General features: G+C 55.8%; 10 protein-coding genes. 3 read left to right on the top strand and 7 right to left on the bottom strand.

Annotated elements, in window-relative coordinates; all coding sequences use genetic code 11:
• Nucleotides 1-105: 105 nt before the first annotated feature.
• From uvrA to ACVX3G_RS04855, 4 genes are all read right to left on the bottom strand, one after another.
• Entirely contained in the window at nt 106-2,973 is a 2,868-nt protein-coding gene (uvrA, locus tag ACVX3G_RS04870; RefSeq protein WP_014196737.1) for an excinuclease ABC subunit UvrA, read from the bottom strand.
• Nucleotides 2,974-2,980: 7 nt separating this feature from the next.
• Nucleotides 2,981-4,957 (bottom strand): excinuclease ABC subunit UvrB, encoded by a 1,977-nt coding sequence (gene uvrB / locus ACVX3G_RS04865; protein WP_011232556.1) that lies wholly within the window; start codon nt 4,955-4,957, stop codon nt 2,981-2,983.
• Between the two features lie 249 nt (nt 4,958-5,206).
• The gene (locus tag ACVX3G_RS04860) at nt 5,207-5,431 is read right to left on the bottom strand and encodes a CsbA family protein (RefSeq protein ID WP_011232557.1); all 225 of its coding nucleotides are present in this window, start codon (nt 5,429-5,431) and stop codon (nt 5,207-5,209) included.
• A 13-nt stretch (nt 5,432-5,444) separates the two neighbouring features.
• Entirely contained in the window at nt 5,445-6,617 is a 1,173-nt protein-coding gene (locus ACVX3G_RS04855) for a PDZ domain-containing protein (RefSeq protein ID WP_081130519.1), read from the bottom strand.
• Nucleotides 6,618-6,835: 218 nt separating this feature from the next.
• Between ACVX3G_RS04855 and ACVX3G_RS04850 the strand changes: the two genes are divergently transcribed.
• The 3 genes from ACVX3G_RS04850 (at nt 6,836) to ACVX3G_RS04840 (ending at nt 10,204) form a co-directional block, all read left to right on the top strand.
• Nucleotides 6,836-7,354, top strand: a complete 519-nt coding sequence (locus tag ACVX3G_RS04850; protein WP_011232559.1) for a MerR family transcriptional regulator — start codon at nt 6,836-6,838, stop codon at nt 7,352-7,354.
• A 167-nt stretch (nt 7,355-7,521) separates the two neighbouring features.
• A complete protein-coding gene (locus ACVX3G_RS04845; protein WP_011232560.1) occupies nt 7,522-9,195 on the top strand; it encodes a DUF6044 family protein in 1,674 nt (557 codons plus the stop codon).
• 16 nt (nt 9,196-9,211) lie between these two features.
• On the top strand, nt 9,212-10,204 hold the full coding sequence (locus ACVX3G_RS04840; protein WP_479454587.1) for a glycosyltransferase family 2 protein: 993 nt from the start codon (nt 9,212-9,214) through the stop codon (nt 10,202-10,204).
• A 405-nt stretch (nt 10,205-10,609) separates the two neighbouring features.
• Here ACVX3G_RS04840 and ACVX3G_RS04835 read toward each other — a convergent pair whose 3' ends face one another.
• From ACVX3G_RS04835 to merA, 3 genes are all read right to left on the bottom strand, one after another.
• A complete protein-coding gene (locus ACVX3G_RS04835; RefSeq protein ID WP_021321650.1) occupies nt 10,610-12,058 on the bottom strand; it encodes a S41 family peptidase in 1,449 nt (482 codons plus the stop codon).
• Between the two features lie 524 nt (nt 12,059-12,582).
• The gene (locus ACVX3G_RS04830) at nt 12,583-13,296 is read right to left on the bottom strand and encodes a pirin family protein (protein ID WP_021321652.1); all 714 of its coding nucleotides are present in this window, start codon (nt 13,294-13,296) and stop codon (nt 12,583-12,585) included.
• A gap of 200 nt (nt 13,297-13,496) precedes the next feature.
• Nucleotides 13,497-15,137 (bottom strand): mercury(II) reductase, encoded by a 1,641-nt coding sequence (gene merA / locus ACVX3G_RS04825; RefSeq protein ID WP_014196743.1) that lies wholly within the window; start codon nt 15,135-15,137, stop codon nt 13,497-13,499.
• Nucleotides 15,138-15,142: the final 5 nt, after the last annotated feature.

Raw genomic sequence — 15,142 nt, 5'->3', positions numbered from 1 at the left:
TCCTTTACCTGTATATACGACGGCCGCTAGGAAAAGTTTCCTGCCGACGGCAAAAAAGGCGGCGGCCGCCGGTGTCCCAAGCGGCGGACAAAGCCGCAAAGGCCTTTACGCCTTCACCGCTTCATATTGCGCCTGCATGCGCGCCCGGTCGCGCTCGAGAATCGGTTTTAAGTAGCGGCCGGTGTGCGACTCCTCCACCTCGGCCACCTCTTCCGGCGTGCCGACAGCGACGATTTGTCCGCCTCGGTCGCCGCCTTCCGGACCTAAGTCAATGATATAGTCCGCGGTTTTGATGACGTCCAAGTTATGTTCAATGACAAGCACGGTATCGCCGTTGTCGACGAGCCGGTGGAGCACATCAAGCAGCCGGGCGATGTCATCGACATGAAGCCCGGTCGTCGGCTCGTCCAAAATGTAGAGCGTCCGGCCGTTGGAGCGGCGGTGAAGCTCAGCGGCGAGCTTGACGCGCTGCGCCTCGCCGCCCGAGAGCGTCGTCGCCGGCTGGCCGAGCTTCATATAACCGAGCCCGACGTCATAGAGCGTCTCGAGCTTGCGTTTGATTTTCGGGATCGAGGCGAAAAAGTCGAGCGCATCTTCGACCGTCATGTCGAGCACCTCGGCGATGTTTTTTCCTTTATACGTCACCTCGAGCGTCTCGCGGTTGTACCGTTTGCCGTGGCACACTTCGCACGGGACGTACACGTCCGGCAAAAAGTGCATCTCAATTTTGATGATGCCATCGCCATGGCACGCCTCGCAGCGCCCGCCTTTGACATTGAAGCTGAACCGCCCTTTTTTGTAGCCGCGCACTTTCGCTTCGTTCGTCGAGGCAAACACGTCGCGGATGTCGTCAAACACCCCGGTGTACGTCGCCGGGTTCGAGCGTGGCGTGCGGCCGATCGGCGACTGGTCGATGTCAATGACTTTATCGAGATGCTCCAGCCCGCGGATGCCGCGATGCTCGCCCGGTTTCGCCTTCGCCCGGTGCAGCTTTTGCGCCAGCGCCTTATACAACACTTCGTTCACGAGCGTGCTTTTGCCCGAGCCCGACACCCCGGTGACAGCGACAAACGTGCCGAGCGGGATTTTCACCGATACGTTTTTCAAGTTATGCTCGCGCGCGCCGACGACCTCAAGCCAACGTCCGTCCGGACGGCGACGCTCGGTCGGAATCGGGATGAATTTTTTCCCCGATAAATACTGGCCGGTGAGCGAGTTCGGGTCGTTCATCACTTCTTCCGGCGTGCCGGCGGCGACGACCTCGCCGCCGTGGATGCCCGCCCCCGGACCAATGTCAATCAAATAGTCCGCGGCCAGCATGGTATCCTCGTCGTGCTCCACCACAATGAGCGTATTGCCGAGGTCGCGCATGCTTTTCAACGTCGCGATCAGCCGGTCGTTGTCGCGCTGATGAAGCCCGATCGACGGCTCGTCGAGCACGTACAGCACCCCCGTCAGCCGCGAGCCGATCTGCGTCGCCAAGCGGATGCGCTGCGCCTCGCCGCCGGAGAGCGTTCCTGCCGAGCGGCTGAGCGTCAAATAGTCGAGGCCGACGTTTTGCAAAAAGCCGAGCCGGTCGCGAATTTCACGCAAAATGAGGCGGGCGATTTGCGCTTCTTTTTCCGTCAGCTCGAGACCGTCAAAAAAGGCGAGCGCCTCGGTCACCGACATGGCGGTGACCTCGCCGATATGCTTGCCGCCGACAAGGACGGCCAGGCTTTCTTTTTTCAGCCGGTAGCCTTGGCATGTCGGACATGGTTGTTCCGCCATATACTTTTCCATCTGCTCGCGGATGTAGTCCGAGCTCGTCTCGCGATAGCGGCGTTCGACGTTCGGAATGACGCCTTCAAATGCGATGTATTGTTCGCGCACTTGCCCGAAATCATTCGTATAGCGGAAGTAAATCGGCTCCCCGCCGCTGCCGTACAAAATTTTATCGAGCTGCTCTTTTGGCAAATCTCTGACCGGCACGTCCATCGGGATGCCGTAATGGCGGCACACGGCTTCGAGCAGCTGCGGGTAATATTGCGAGCTTTGCGGCTCCCACGGAGCGATGGCGTGTTCTTTTAACGTCAGCTCATCGTTCGGGATGACCAAATCGAGATCCACTTCGAGCTTCGCCCCGAGCCCGTCGCAGTCCGGGCAGGCGCCGAATGGACTGTTGAACGAAAACAGACGCGGTTCAAGCTCCCCGATCGAAAAGCCGCAGTACGGACAAGCGTGCTTTTCGCTGAACAAGAGCTCCCCCTCGCCGATCACGTCAACGACCACTTTGCCGTCGGCGAGCTTCAGCGCCGTCTCAAGCGAATCGGCAAGCCTGGCGGCGATGCCGTCTTTGATGATGATGCGGTCGACGACGACATCAATCGAATGTTTTTTGTTTTTTTCCAGCTCAATGTCCTCCGTCAACTCGCGCATCTCGCCGTCAATGCGGACGCGCACATACCCTTGTTTGCGAATATCCTCCAATGTCTTGGCGTGCGTCCCTTTTTTTCCCGAGACGATCGGCGCCAAAATTTGCATTTTCGTCCGCTCCGGGTAAGCGAGCAGCCGGTCGACCATTTGCTCGATCGTCTGCGATTGGATTTCAATGCCGTGCGTCGGGCAAATGGGGCGGCCGATGCGGGCGAACAGCAGCCGTAAATAATCGTAAATTTCCGTCACCGTGCCGACGGTTGAGCGCGGGTTGCGGCTCGTCGTTTTTTGATCGATCGAAATGGCCGGCGACAACCCTTCAATCGCATCGACGTCCGGTTTTTCCATCTGCCCTAAAAACTGGCGGGCATACGCCGACAGCGATTCGACGTAGCGGCGCTGGCCTTCCGCGTAAATCGTATCAAACGCCAGCGACGACTTCCCCGACCCGGACAGCCCGGTCAAGACGACGAGCTTGCCGCGCGGGATTTCGACGTCAATGTTTTTCAAGTTGTGGGCGCGCGCCCCTTTGACGACAATTTTATCCATTCCGTTCATCCGGCCATCACCCTTCCGCTTTCAATTCGAAAATGATATCGCGCAGCTGGGCGGCCCGCTCGAAGTCGAGCGCTTTGGCCGCCTCTTTCATTTCCGCTTCGAGCGTTCGAATCAGCTCTTCCCGCTCTTGTTTCGTCATCGCTGCCGCCGGCTTTGCCTCGTACATCTCCGTCTCTTCCGCCGCATACGTCGCGCGGATGACGTCGCGAATCTCCTTTTTCACCGTGCGCGGCACGATGCCGTGCTTTCGGTTGTACTCTTCTTGAATCGCGCGGCGCCGCTTCGTCTCTTGAATGGCGACTTCCATCGATTTCGTGATCGTATCGGCGTACATGATCACATGGCCGTTCGCGTTGCGCGCCGCCCGGCCGATCGTCTGGATGAGCGAGCGCTCCGAGCGCAAAAACCCTTCTTTGTCGGCGTCCAAAATGGCGACAAGCGACACTTCTGGGATGTCGAGCCCTTCGCGAAGCAAGTTGATGCCGACCAATACATCGTATTTGCCGAGCCGCAAATCGCGGATGATTTCAATGCGCTCGAGCGTCTTAATTTCCGAATGCAAATACGCCACCTTGATCCCCGCTTCTTTCAAATAATCGGTCAAATCTTCCGCCATCTTTTTCGTCAGCGTCGTCACCAACGTCCGCTCGTTCCGCTCGACGCGCTCGCGAATTTCGCCGATCAAATCGTCGATTTGCCCTTTCGTCGGGCGGACGTCGATCGTTGGGTCGAGAAGCCCGGTCGGGCGGATGATTTGTTCGACAACGCCCGGGCTGTGTTCAAGCTCATACGGCCCCGGCGTCGCTGAGACGTAAATAATTTGATTGATTTTTTGCTCGAACTCTTCAAACGTGAGCGGCCGGTTGTCAAGCGCCGACGGCAGACGGAAGCCGTGGTCGACAAGCACTTGCTTGCGCGCCCGGTCGCCGTTGTACATGCCGCGCAGCTGCGGCAAGGTGACGTGCGACTCATCAACGATGATCAAAAAATCGTCCGGAAAATAGTCAAGCAATGTATACGGCGTTGAGCCCGGCGGCCGCAGCGCCAAATGGCGCGAGTAGTTTTCGATGCCGGAACAAAAGCCCATCTCGCGCATCATTTCAAGGTCATAGCGCGTCCGCTGCTCAAGCCGCTGCGCCTCTAAGAGCTTCCCTTGCGCGCGCAGTTCGGCAAGCCGCTCCTCAAGCTCTTGTTCGATGTTTTGAATGGCGAGCCGCATTTTCTCCTCGCGCGTCACGAAGTGCGACGCCGGGAAAATGGCGACATGCTCGCGCTCGCCGAGCACCTCGCCGGTTAAGGCGTCCACCTCGCGGATGCGCTCGATTTCATCGCCGAAAAATTCGACGCGGATGCAATGTTCATCGCGCGACGCGGGGAAAATTTCGACAACATCGCCGCGGACGCGGAACGTGCCGCGGCGAAAATCGATGTCATTGCGGTCGTATTGGATGTCGACAAGCCGCCGAAGCAACGCGTTGCGCTCGATCTCCATCCCAACGCGCAGCGATACGACCAGTTCGCGGTACTCTTCCGGCGACCCTAAACCGTAAATGCACGACACGCTCGCAACGATAATCACGTCCCGGCGCTCAAACAAGGCTGATGTCGCCGAGTGCCGCAATTTGTCGATTTCATCGTTGATTTTCGCGTCTTTTTCAATGTACGTATCCGTCTGCGGCACATACGCTTCCGGCTGATAGTAATCGTAATAGCTGACAAAATATTCGACGGCGTTGTGCGGGAAAAACTCTTTCAGCTCGCTGTACAATTGGCCAGCGAGCGTTTTGTTGTGGGCGATGACAAGCGTCGGTTTGTTGACTTGGGCGATCACGTTCGAGATCGTAAACGTTTTGCCCGTCCCCGTCGCCCCAAGCAGCGTTTGATGCTTCACCCCGCGGCGCAGGCCGTCAACGAGCTTGGCGATCGCCTGCGGCTGATCGCCTTGCGGTTCGTATGGCGCCACTAATTGAAAACGGCCCTCCACCGTTTCGCCTCCTCCTTCGTACCATCTTTCCCCATTGTATCACATCGTGATGATCCATGCATCAAAAATGCGAACTCATATTCGTACCAATCCACTCAGCGTTTTCCATCGCTTCGCACCGAAAAACGCGAAAAAGCGGACCCATTCATGCCCAAGGTCCGCGTCTTCGCTCCGTTCCGTTTCGACAATCCGAGGTTCAGCCGACGATGCCTTTTTCCAAAAACAGACGGTTGAACCGACAACGCCGCTTCATTTTTGCTTCAGATAGTCGAGCATGCGGCCGGCCCAAAGAAAGCCGGCGATCGTCGATGCAATGTCAGCGACGATTTCATGCAGCTCATCCGTATAGCCTTTCAAGTAGGAAGCGACAAGCAGCGCCGTCGTCAACAGCACAGCAATGTACCGATTGTACGTCACCCGCGCAAACAACAGCACCAATAAGCACGGAATGATGAGTGCCGCCAAAAACCACATGATCCATTCTCCTTTACGAAACAGCTTCAGACGCTGATGCGTTCCGATCACGGACGAACAGCAGCCCGAGTTCATGATGCTCATCCTCATAGAGCGCCCCTTGGACGAAACGGACTTCGCCGTTATGTCCGACGACATCCAACTTGCAGAACGCGCGGTTGCGTTGGAGCGCCTCGTAAAACTCGGTTTCACTCCGCACCGGGGCGCCGTTTGTTTTGATGATGACTTCTCCGATCGAAAGCCCCATTTTTTCCGCTTTCGAGCCGGGAAGCACGCCGACAATCACCAAGCCGTGCGGATGGCGGGCAAAGCGGGGCGGGCGGGCGCGGTCGGCGCGATGCCCGGAAAACGCAATCCATTCGCGGCCGATGATGGCCATAGCCCCCGCCGCCACCGTGAGCGGTGGATACCATATACCCGAAGCGGCCAACAGGGCGACAACGAACGCCAGCCGAACAACAAGCCGCCCCTCCGCGCGCGCCGCTTCCGCCGGCAGCATGTGCTGGCGGCGCTGGGAAAAGCCGAGAAGAAACGGCACGAGCCAAAATGAATAGCTGTCTCCCGTCGAAACGAGCGGCCACCAGGAAGCCGGAGGCAGCGCGCCGCCTGATACGGGCAGCACAACCGGCACAAACCAAAGACGCTGCGTCCATTGCAGGCCGACCGTCATCCCTCGCTTGCTTTTCGCAAGCTGCGGCGAGGCCGCCTCGTTTCGCGTGCGAATGATGAGCCATCCTTCCGAAAGCAAAAGCAACGCAAGCCACACCGCCAAAGCGGGCGCGGCCGCCATGCCATCGGGAAGCCATCGGGACAACGCGCTGCTTCGCTCCGCCAAACCGAGCACGAGAAGCGCGCCGCCAACCGTATAAGCAGGCGACAGCAACCGCGCTTCCATCGTCAAACTAAAGAGCACCGTCAGCACCGTCACCGTCCAAACCGCTTCCTGCGGCACCGCGATCCCGATGCCGACGGCCGCCGCCGACAACATCGCTCCAGCCATCCATCCCTTCGTCCAAAGCCCGCGCCACTCTTGCCATAGGCTGTAGACGCGCACATGAAAATCGCGGCGCTCCCGCTTCACCCGCCGCCAACCGACGGCCAAAGCGAGCGCGGCGCCATAATAAAGAAGCGGCTGCCGCCAAACCGACGCGACGCCCTCAAGCCATTCCAGCCACCATGTTGCCATCCGCTTCACCCCTTGCGTCGTTCATCATTCTTTATCTTCTATTCTACCAAATGGCATGGCCAATTCCCATGCCCACAGCCATCTTTTTTCGCCAATGGCGAATCTTCGCTGTTTTCCACTTTCTTTGCCGAATCAACACTAGTTTTGTCGGCTGGGAAGGATTTTCAAAGATGCAGAGGAAAAAGGATAAACAAGACGAAACAAGGAGGAGTGAAACGATGGAATTGAAAACGTCCGACGTCGCTATTCGCCTTGGTGTATCGCCGAAAACGATCCAGCGCTGGGTGCGCAAATACAACATTCCGTTGCGGAGAAACGAGGCCGGCCACTACTTGTTTGATGAAAAAACAGTCGCCTTGCTCGAACGGGTCAAATTTGAACAAGGCGCCGCCATGGAAGCGCCGCCGACCCCGAAACGCCCTCCGACGCCGCTGCGGAACAACATTCCTATTGACGCCTTACATGAATCGATCGAACCCGAAATCGCCCGCGTCTCCTCGCGCTTGGACCAGCTTGAACGGCAACTGGAGCAAAAAGCAGATGACGTCGTCTCCATTCAACTGTTGCATCACCGCCAAGAAATGGAAGAAATCGTCGCCCGCCTCACTGCGTTGGAGCAGCTTGTCGCCCGCCTTGAACAGCAGCTGAACAATCGGCCGCCTTCCTCCCATGAAACATCGGACGAACCAAAGCAGAAACGGCGCGGCCTTGGGCGGGTGATGGGGTTGTTTGCCTAATGGTTCCATCCTCCCTGCTTGACGCAGGGTGTTTTTTTGGTTGCTTCTTTCCCCTTTTTCTCCCCCTTCACTACTTCTTTACAATTTTTTTATGCTTTTTTAATCGCAGCGGTTTATAATGGACCATGTTGTGCAATCTTCCCGTATGGGAAAGGAGGGCGCGCGAGATGGAACAAAGAGAACGAAAAGCGGTCGCCATCGCGTTCATCGTATTGGCTCTCTACCTTTCTCCGCTGTACATGTTAGGCGAACACGCCCATATTCGCGTGCACGACAATATGGATTCGAACATCGCCTGGTATCGCGTGCTCGTTCGCAGCGGCCAACTATTTGGCCCAATCGATGCCGTCATCCCGCAAGTGATCAACGGGTTGCCGCGCAACGCCTTCGGCACAGAATTCAGCGGCATCGTGTGGCTGCATGCTTTGTTTCCCTCCATGGCGGCGTACGCGCTCAGCCAGACGATCACGAGGGTATTCGCCTTTTTGGGTATGTATTGGCTGCTCAGGCGCCACTTTTTGCCTTCACCGGAATCATGGCTCATTCGCGTCGGGGCGGCGCTTGCTTTTGCGCTGACACCGTTTTGGCCGTCCGGCATGTTAAGCACGCTCGGCATGCCGCTGGCGCTTTGGGCGTTTCTGTCGATCCGCAACGGAGAAGCGACATGGAAAGAATGGCTTGCGATCATCTTGCTTCCGTTTTACGCCAGCTTTGTGCTCGGATTTTTCTTTTTCCTCGCCGCGATGGCGGCGGTGTGGCTGTTTGACGGCGTTGTCCGCAAGCAGTGGAACAAGCGGTTTTTCGCCGCGATCGCCCTGATGACAAGCTTGTTTTTGGCCATCGAGTACCGCCTCGTGTACTCGCTTGTCTTCAGCGGCGAACCGACGAGCCGGAACGAGTTCCTCTCCTCGCGGCTCAGCTTCGTCCACTGCCTTCGTTTAACGTTGAAAAACTATGTGCTCGGCCATACGCATGTGATGACCGTCCATGGGCCGATCATCTTGCCGGTGCTTTGGGCGGCGTTTCTTCTCGTTTTGCGCCGCCGTCAGCGCGGGTCATTGGAGCGGCGCTTCCTTTTGCTGTTTTGGTTGAACATCGCCTTATCGGCTTGGTATGCGTTTTGGTTTTACAAAGGGTGGCAGCCGCTGAAAGAACGGATTTCACTTTTGAATACGTTCAATTTCGCCCGCTTCCATTTTTTGCGGCCGATGGTCATTTACGTCGATTTTGCCTTGGCCTTGCAAATCTTAGCCAAGGAACGGACCGCATGGCGGCGCCTCGTGCCGATCGCCTTGGCGCTGCAGCTGCTTTTGCTTGGCGGGTTTAACGAGGAAATCCGCTATCGCCTCGCTGGCACGCCGTCGTTCGAGCAGTTTTATTCCGAACATTTATTTACCAAAATCAAGCAATACATCGGCAAGCCGGTATCGTCCTACCGCGTTGCCAGCGTTGGGCTTCACCCGGCCATCGCTCAATACAACGGGTTTTATACGCTCGATACGTACAACAATTTTTACCCGTTGTCGTATAAGCGGAAGTTTCGCCGCATCATTGCCAAAGAATTGGACAAAAGCCCAGTGCTGAAAGACTATTTCGACCATTGGGGCAACCGCGTCTATTTGTTTTCGGCAGAGCTCGGGAAACATTACATGTTCACGAAACGCTCGCATAAAGTGATTCGTCATTTCGAGATCGACACAAAGGCGTTCAAACAGCTTGGCGGCAAGTACATTTTTTCCTCCGTCCCGATCATGAACGCCCGCGACATCCATCTCCGCTTCTTGCGGGCGTTCACCGATCGACAGTCAGTCTGGAAAATTTATGTATACGAAGTGGAGTGAAAGGGAGGCAAGAAACATGGTGGACAAACCATTGTTAGCCATCGTCGTCCCATGCTACAACGAAGAAGAAGTGTTGCCGGAAACGGCCCGGCGGCTGACCGCTTTGCTTGAGCAGCTGCTCGAAGAAGGAGCGGTCGCCATCGACAGCCATATCGTTTTTGTCGACGACGGCAGCCGCGACCGGACATGGGCGCTCATTGAAGAAGAAAGCGAGCGCAACCCGTTTGTCTCCGGTGTGAAACTCGCTCGCAACGTCGGCCATCAGCGGGCGCTGCTCGCTGGGCTCGAAACCGTTCGCGCGTACGCCGATTGTGCCGTGTCCATTGACGCCGATTTGCAAGACGATGTGGAGGCGATCCGCGAATTTGTGCAAAAATACCGCGAAGGGTATGACATCGTGTATGGCGTGCGGCGGAGCCGAAAGACAGACACGTGGTTCAAGCGTACGACCGCCCAAGCCTTTTATCGGTTCATGAGGGCCATCGGAATCGAGCTGATTTACAACCACGCCGATTTCCGTCTGATGAGCAAGCGGGCGCTCGATGAACTGAGCCGTTACACGGAAGTCAATCTCTTTTTGCGCGGGTTGGTTCCGCTCGTCGGCTTCCGCTCGACGTGCGTCTTTTACGACCGGCATGAGCGGTGGGCTGGACAGTCGAAATACCCGCTCAAAAAGATGCTCGCCTTCGCCTTTGACGGCATCACGTCCTTGAGCGTCGCACCGATTCGCGCCATTACGCTCATCGGGTTTTTGGCCTTTCTCACGAGCGGTGCGGCCGGGCTGTACGCCCTGATCGTCAAATGGCTTGGACACGCCGAATCGGGCTGGACGTCGCTCATGATTTCCGTTTGGTTCATCGGCGGGCTGGTGCTCATGAGCCTCGGCCTCATCGGGGAATACATCGGCAAAATTTATCAAGAGGTGAAACGGCGGCCGCGGTTTGCGATCGAAAAAACCGTGCAGCTGCCGCTTCCATCAGAAAGGGAGAAAACACCAGCCCGCCTGTAGGAAGGCATAGGTGATCCAAAATCGAAAAGGTCGGACGGATCCATCGGATCCGCTTGAACATCTCCTGCTTTCACTTGCGGCCTGGCAGCAGCATCCTCCTTCGATTCGATATAGATGCAACAAAGAAGTTTAACATATCCTTGACGGAAAAGTGGTTTGTCCATTTTCGTCGGTCACGCTAAAGCGTGATGGAAGACCGAACAACGACTCGCTTCACAGACCCATTCATGGGTCTGGAAGCGGCGTTGTTCGGTCACTCGACAGTCGGATGCAATCACTGGTAAAAACGAAAAATGTTAAAGCTTTAAATTGCATCTATAGAGATGATAAAAAGAAAGGGTGTCCCAAAAGGATCGGGACACCCTTTCTTATTACCGTATATAGCATCAATCGTCCTCGGCTCGCTTACGACGGAAACAACACGCCAAGCGCTTTTTTCAGCTGCACATCATGCTTCGGATCGCGGACGGCTTCCATGATTTTCGTTTGCAGCACATCCGCCGTCGTCTCATCGATTCGTCCCGTAACCGGCAGCTGATTCGCTTTTTGGAACGCTTGAACGGCTTGTTCGGTTTCTTTGCTGAAGTAGCCGTCCGTGCGGCCCGGGTCGAACCCAAGCCCTTTGAGCATTTTTTGCGCATTGGCGATTTGCTCGTCGTTCATGTCATACCGAAGCGGTTTTTCCACATGAAGCGGAGCGACGTGGAAATAATCCGGCTGCGCCACCGCGACATCCGGCTTGATCCCTTTTTTATGGATCCAATGCCCGTCCGGCGTCAGCCATTTGTACAGCGTCAATTTGATGTTGCTGCCGTCGCCCATCGGAATCGCCTGCTGCACCGTCCCTTTGCCGAACGTTGCCTCGCCGACCAGCTTGTAGCCGCCCGCTTCCTTCATCGCTCCCGCCAAAATTTCCGACGCGGATGCGCTTCCTTTGTCGATGAGCACAACGATCGGGTATGGCTTTTTCGCCGTTAAATCGGAATAAAACTTTTGCCGATCGCCATCGCGTTCTTCAATTTGCACATATGGTTTGCCTTTCGGGATGAGCTGTTTCAAAATTTCCTCAACGCTTTGCAAATAGCCGCCCGGATTGCCGCGCACATCGATGATCAAGCCATCAATATGTTCGGCCTCAAGCTTCGCCAATTTCTTTTTAAAATCGGCGGCTGTGTTTTCCGAAAACGACGTAATTTGCAAATAGCCCGCCTTTTTGCCGTTGTATGTTTTGATCGAGTCATACACCGTCTGAATCGGAATTTCGTCGCGGACGACTTTGACTTTCATCACGTTTTTGACGCCGGGGCGCAAAATGTCAAGCTCCACCGTTGTTCCTTTCTTGCCGCGGATTTTCAATACCGCTTCATATAAATCAAGCCCTTCCAGGCTTTCTCCGTTGACGCGCAAAATTTGATCGTTCGGCTTCAGACCCGCTTTTTCCGCCGGCGAGTTTTTGATCGGAGCAACGATCGTCACCTTGCCGTCGATCATGCTCACTTCGGCGCCGATCCCCTCAAACGACGAGTCGAGCGACTCGTTGAACTGCTCCGTCGTTTCCGCATCCATGTAGACGGAATACGGGTCATGGAGCGTGTTGATCATCCCTTGAATGGCGCCTTCCGTCAGTTTTTCTTCATCCACTTTCTCCACGTACCGATTCTTAATGAGCTCATAAGCTTGCCGGATTTTTTTCATCTCTTCGCTGTCGTTCGTCGACTTGGACGGCTCATTCGAAACAATCGTCGAAAGCGAGCCTTCCATCGGGCGGTCCGCCAACTGAAGGCCAGCGTACGTCCCTCCCGCCCCAATGAGCATCGATATGGCCATCAATGCGGCCGTCGTCGATTTTTTCACGTTGCTTCCTCCTCACCCTAAACCTGCCCTTTCCATTGCCTGCAACAGAAGGGAAAGGGGGTCTCTTCTCGTTCTCCTTCGGTGAAGCAAGCGGACGCCTCTGCCGCCTAGACGGCGGCGGCTTCCGCCAATGAGAAAAGGAAAAGCACCGCCTCACGCCGTGCCATGCCTTTATCTCCATCATATGTTAGGCTTGTACCGAGTATGCTCATTCGTTGTCTATCCTTTACTAGTTTACACGCTCCTTGTTGATTTCTCAACTCATACAGAACGGAAAAAAGAGGCACCCCTCGCCCTTGGCGGCGAACGATGCCTCTTCTTGATTCGTCTTCTTGGCACGATCTAGGAGGGCGGTGAAAAACGGCTGATTCCCTTACTCAATGGGGGGAATGGGCGAAAAGCAGGATCGATGCAACAAGGTTTTTCTAATTGAGAAATGACATGGTAAAGCCGTATTCACGATTAAATCACCAGCCTCCTAGAATGGAAGCCAAACCAATGAACCGCACAAAAACGAAACGCTTTCACCCCTCTTTTGGCAAGTCGATGAGCATCAACCGCGATCCTTTGTTCGTTGCGAGGCCAAGAACCGGCGTTTCCGTGATGCGGGCCGCATCGCGCCGTTCGAGATGGGCCTCGCCGTTTAACGTCAAATCTCCCTCAATGACAAAGACAAAGATGTTCCGCCCTTCTGGCTGAGTAAACGTCAGCTCATGCCCGGCTTCCAAATCGGAAAGATAAATCGTCAAATCTTGATGAATGTGAGCAATCCCCGGGGAAGACGGGTGTTTCGTGACAATCGGCAACAAGGCGTTTTTCATCTTGTCGACCGGAAACTCGGTTCGCTCGTATGACGGCGGCAATCCGTATTGCTCCGGCAAAAACCAAAGTTGCAAAAAATTCACTTCTTCTGTCGCCGACGGATTCACTTCCGAATGGACGATGCCGGTGCCGGCCGACATCCGCTGCACGCCGCCAAACGTCGTCACCGCTTTATGCCCCGTGCTGTCTTCATGTTGCAAGTACCCCTTTAACACGATTGACACAATTTCCATCTCCCGGTGTGGGTGAGCGCCAAAACCAGCAAGCGGCGCAACGAAATCGTCGTTTAACACCCTTAGCGGGCCAAACTGGATGTTGTTCGGATCATAATACTCGCCAAATGAGAAGCTATGGTATGTTTTCAGCCAGCCGTAATCGGCATGATATCGGGACGACGCCCGGTCGATGCGGATCATTCCTTCTTCACTCCTTAAATAGATGGTCGTTTTTTTAAAAATCTCGAATTCGAGATAATTATACAAAAAGAAGAAGAGACCTGTCAATGACTGGAACAAACAGGCCTCGATCCTTCCCCATCGTCGAATGCTTTTCATCGGTCATCTGTCCCTTTCAGCAACAGGTCAATCATCGAAACGACAGCCCCCGTTCGAAGGCTTTACCCCGCACAGCACGACAGTTTCGAGACATCTTGGTCAAACGTCAGCGCCGCCAGCTTCAGCCCTTCCGCCATCGTTAAATACGGGGCCAACGTTCGGCGAAGGTCGTCGATCGTTAATCCGAATTGAATCGCCAACGCTGCGGCGTAAATGACCTCGCCGGCATGGTCAGCGACGATGTGGGCGCCCAGCAGCTTGCCCGTACGGGCCTCAGCGACAAGTTTAAACACCCCCGTCGTTTCCCGGTTGACGATGGCGCGCGGCACCGCCTCAAGCGGCAGGACGGACGTTTTCACGTCATACCCGTTTTCTTTCGCCCGCTGTTCGGTCAAACCGACAGTGGCGATGGCCGGATGGGTGAACGTCACCGCCGGAACGACGGCCGTATCCCAGCGCTTGTTCAGCCCGCCGACGGCATTGGCCGCGGCAACGGCTCCCTGATAGGCCGCGACATAGACGAACTGCGGGCCGAGCGTGACATCGCCTGCCGCATAAATCGACGGGTTCGTCGTCCGTGTGTATTCGTCGATCAAAATTTCCCCGCGCGCCCCGACTTCCACACCGGCTGCCGGCAAGTTCAACGCCGCCGTATTCGGCGTTCTCCCGGCAGCCACGAGCAATTCGTCCGCTTCGATGACCCGGGTGCGTCCGTCCACGTTCACATACACTTTTTTCGTATTCCCATCTTGTTCGACCCGTTCAAATGAAGCACCGGTGATGACGCGGATGCCTTGTTCTGTGAGCGCCCGCGTCATCGCTTCGGAAATTTCCGGGTCATACTCTTTCAGCAGGCGCGAGCTTCGCTGCATCAACGTCACCTCCGAGCCGAGATGGTGGAACAGCTGTCCCAACTCCATCCCGATGTAGCCGGCGCCGATGACGGCGAGCCGCTTCGGCACTTTTTCCAGTTCAAGCAAGGTCGTGCTGGTCAAGTAGTCGACATCATGAAGTCCCGGAATATCCGGCACGGCCGGGGAAGCGCCTGTCGCGATCAAAAACCGTTTCGCCGACAGCGTTTGGCCGTTGACTTCAATCGTTTGACCATCGACAAATCGTGCTTCCCCTCGGATGAAATCGAACCCGTACTCTCTGATCAAGTCTGCATATTTCGCTTGGCGAAGCTGCTCGACCAGTTCATTTTTTTGCTTCACTAACAGCGCCAAGTCCACCGGACCGGCCGATGTATGGAGTCCAAGAAATGGATGATTCTGTGCCAACGCCTGGATTTCACCGGCCCGAAGCAATGTCTTGGATGGTACGCAGCCGATATTGACGCATGTCCCCCCGACTGTGCCGCGTTCGACCATGGCGACTTTCGCTCCATATTTCACGGCTTCAATCGCTGAAGAAAACGCGGCCGCGCCGGAACCAATGATGATGTAGTCATACTCTCTTTCGCCAGCAGTGGCAGGGCTGGCTGGTGCGGCGACCTCCTCGATATCCCCCGGCTCGTAATGAGCGTTTTTGACCGCTTGTCTCGCCATGTCAACGTCGGCGTCCTCGGGCAGCGCGAATACTGCTTCACCGCGCCGGAAGCTGACATCCATCAGCTTAGCCCCAACCGCGCTCAGCGCTCTGGCGACATGTTGTTCACAACCGGTGCATGTCATGCCTTGGACGGTCATTCGATATGTTTTCATGGTAA

The organism is Geobacillus sp. PLS 41, assembly GCF_056494105.1.
This window is presented reverse-complemented; position numbering and strand designations above follow the sequence as displayed.

What these genes read in the sequence shown, in the direction of transcription:
- ACVX3G_RS04850 (WP_011232559.1), top strand. Translation starts at nt 6,836, where the DNA reads ATGGAATTGAAAACGTCCGACGTCGCTATTCGCCTTGGTGTATCGCCG.
- ACVX3G_RS04845 (WP_011232560.1), top strand. Translation starts at nt 7,522, where the DNA reads ATGGAACAAAGAGAACGAAAAGCGGTCGCCATCGCGTTCATCGTATTG.
- ACVX3G_RS04855 (WP_081130519.1), bottom strand. Translation starts at nt 6,617, where the DNA reads ATGGCAACATGGTGGCTGGAATGGCTTGAGGGCGTCGCGTCGGTTTGG.
- ACVX3G_RS04860 (WP_011232557.1), bottom strand. Translation starts at nt 5,431, where the DNA reads ATGTGGTTTTTGGCGGCACTCATCATTCCGTGCTTATTGGTGCTGTTG.
- ACVX3G_RS04840 (WP_479454587.1), top strand. Translation starts at nt 9,212, where the DNA reads ATGGTGGACAAACCATTGTTAGCCATCGTCGTCCCATGCTACAACGAA.
- merA (WP_014196743.1), bottom strand. Translation starts at nt 15,137, where the DNA reads ATGAAAACATATCGAATGACCGTCCAAGGCATGACATGCACCGGTTGT.
- uvrA (WP_014196737.1), bottom strand. Translation starts at nt 2,973, where the DNA reads ATGAACGGAATGGATAAAATTGTCGTCAAAGGGGCGCGCGCCCACAAC.
- ACVX3G_RS04830 (WP_021321652.1), bottom strand. Translation starts at nt 13,296, where the DNA reads ATGATCCGCATCGACCGGGCGTCGTCCCGATATCATGCCGATTACGGC.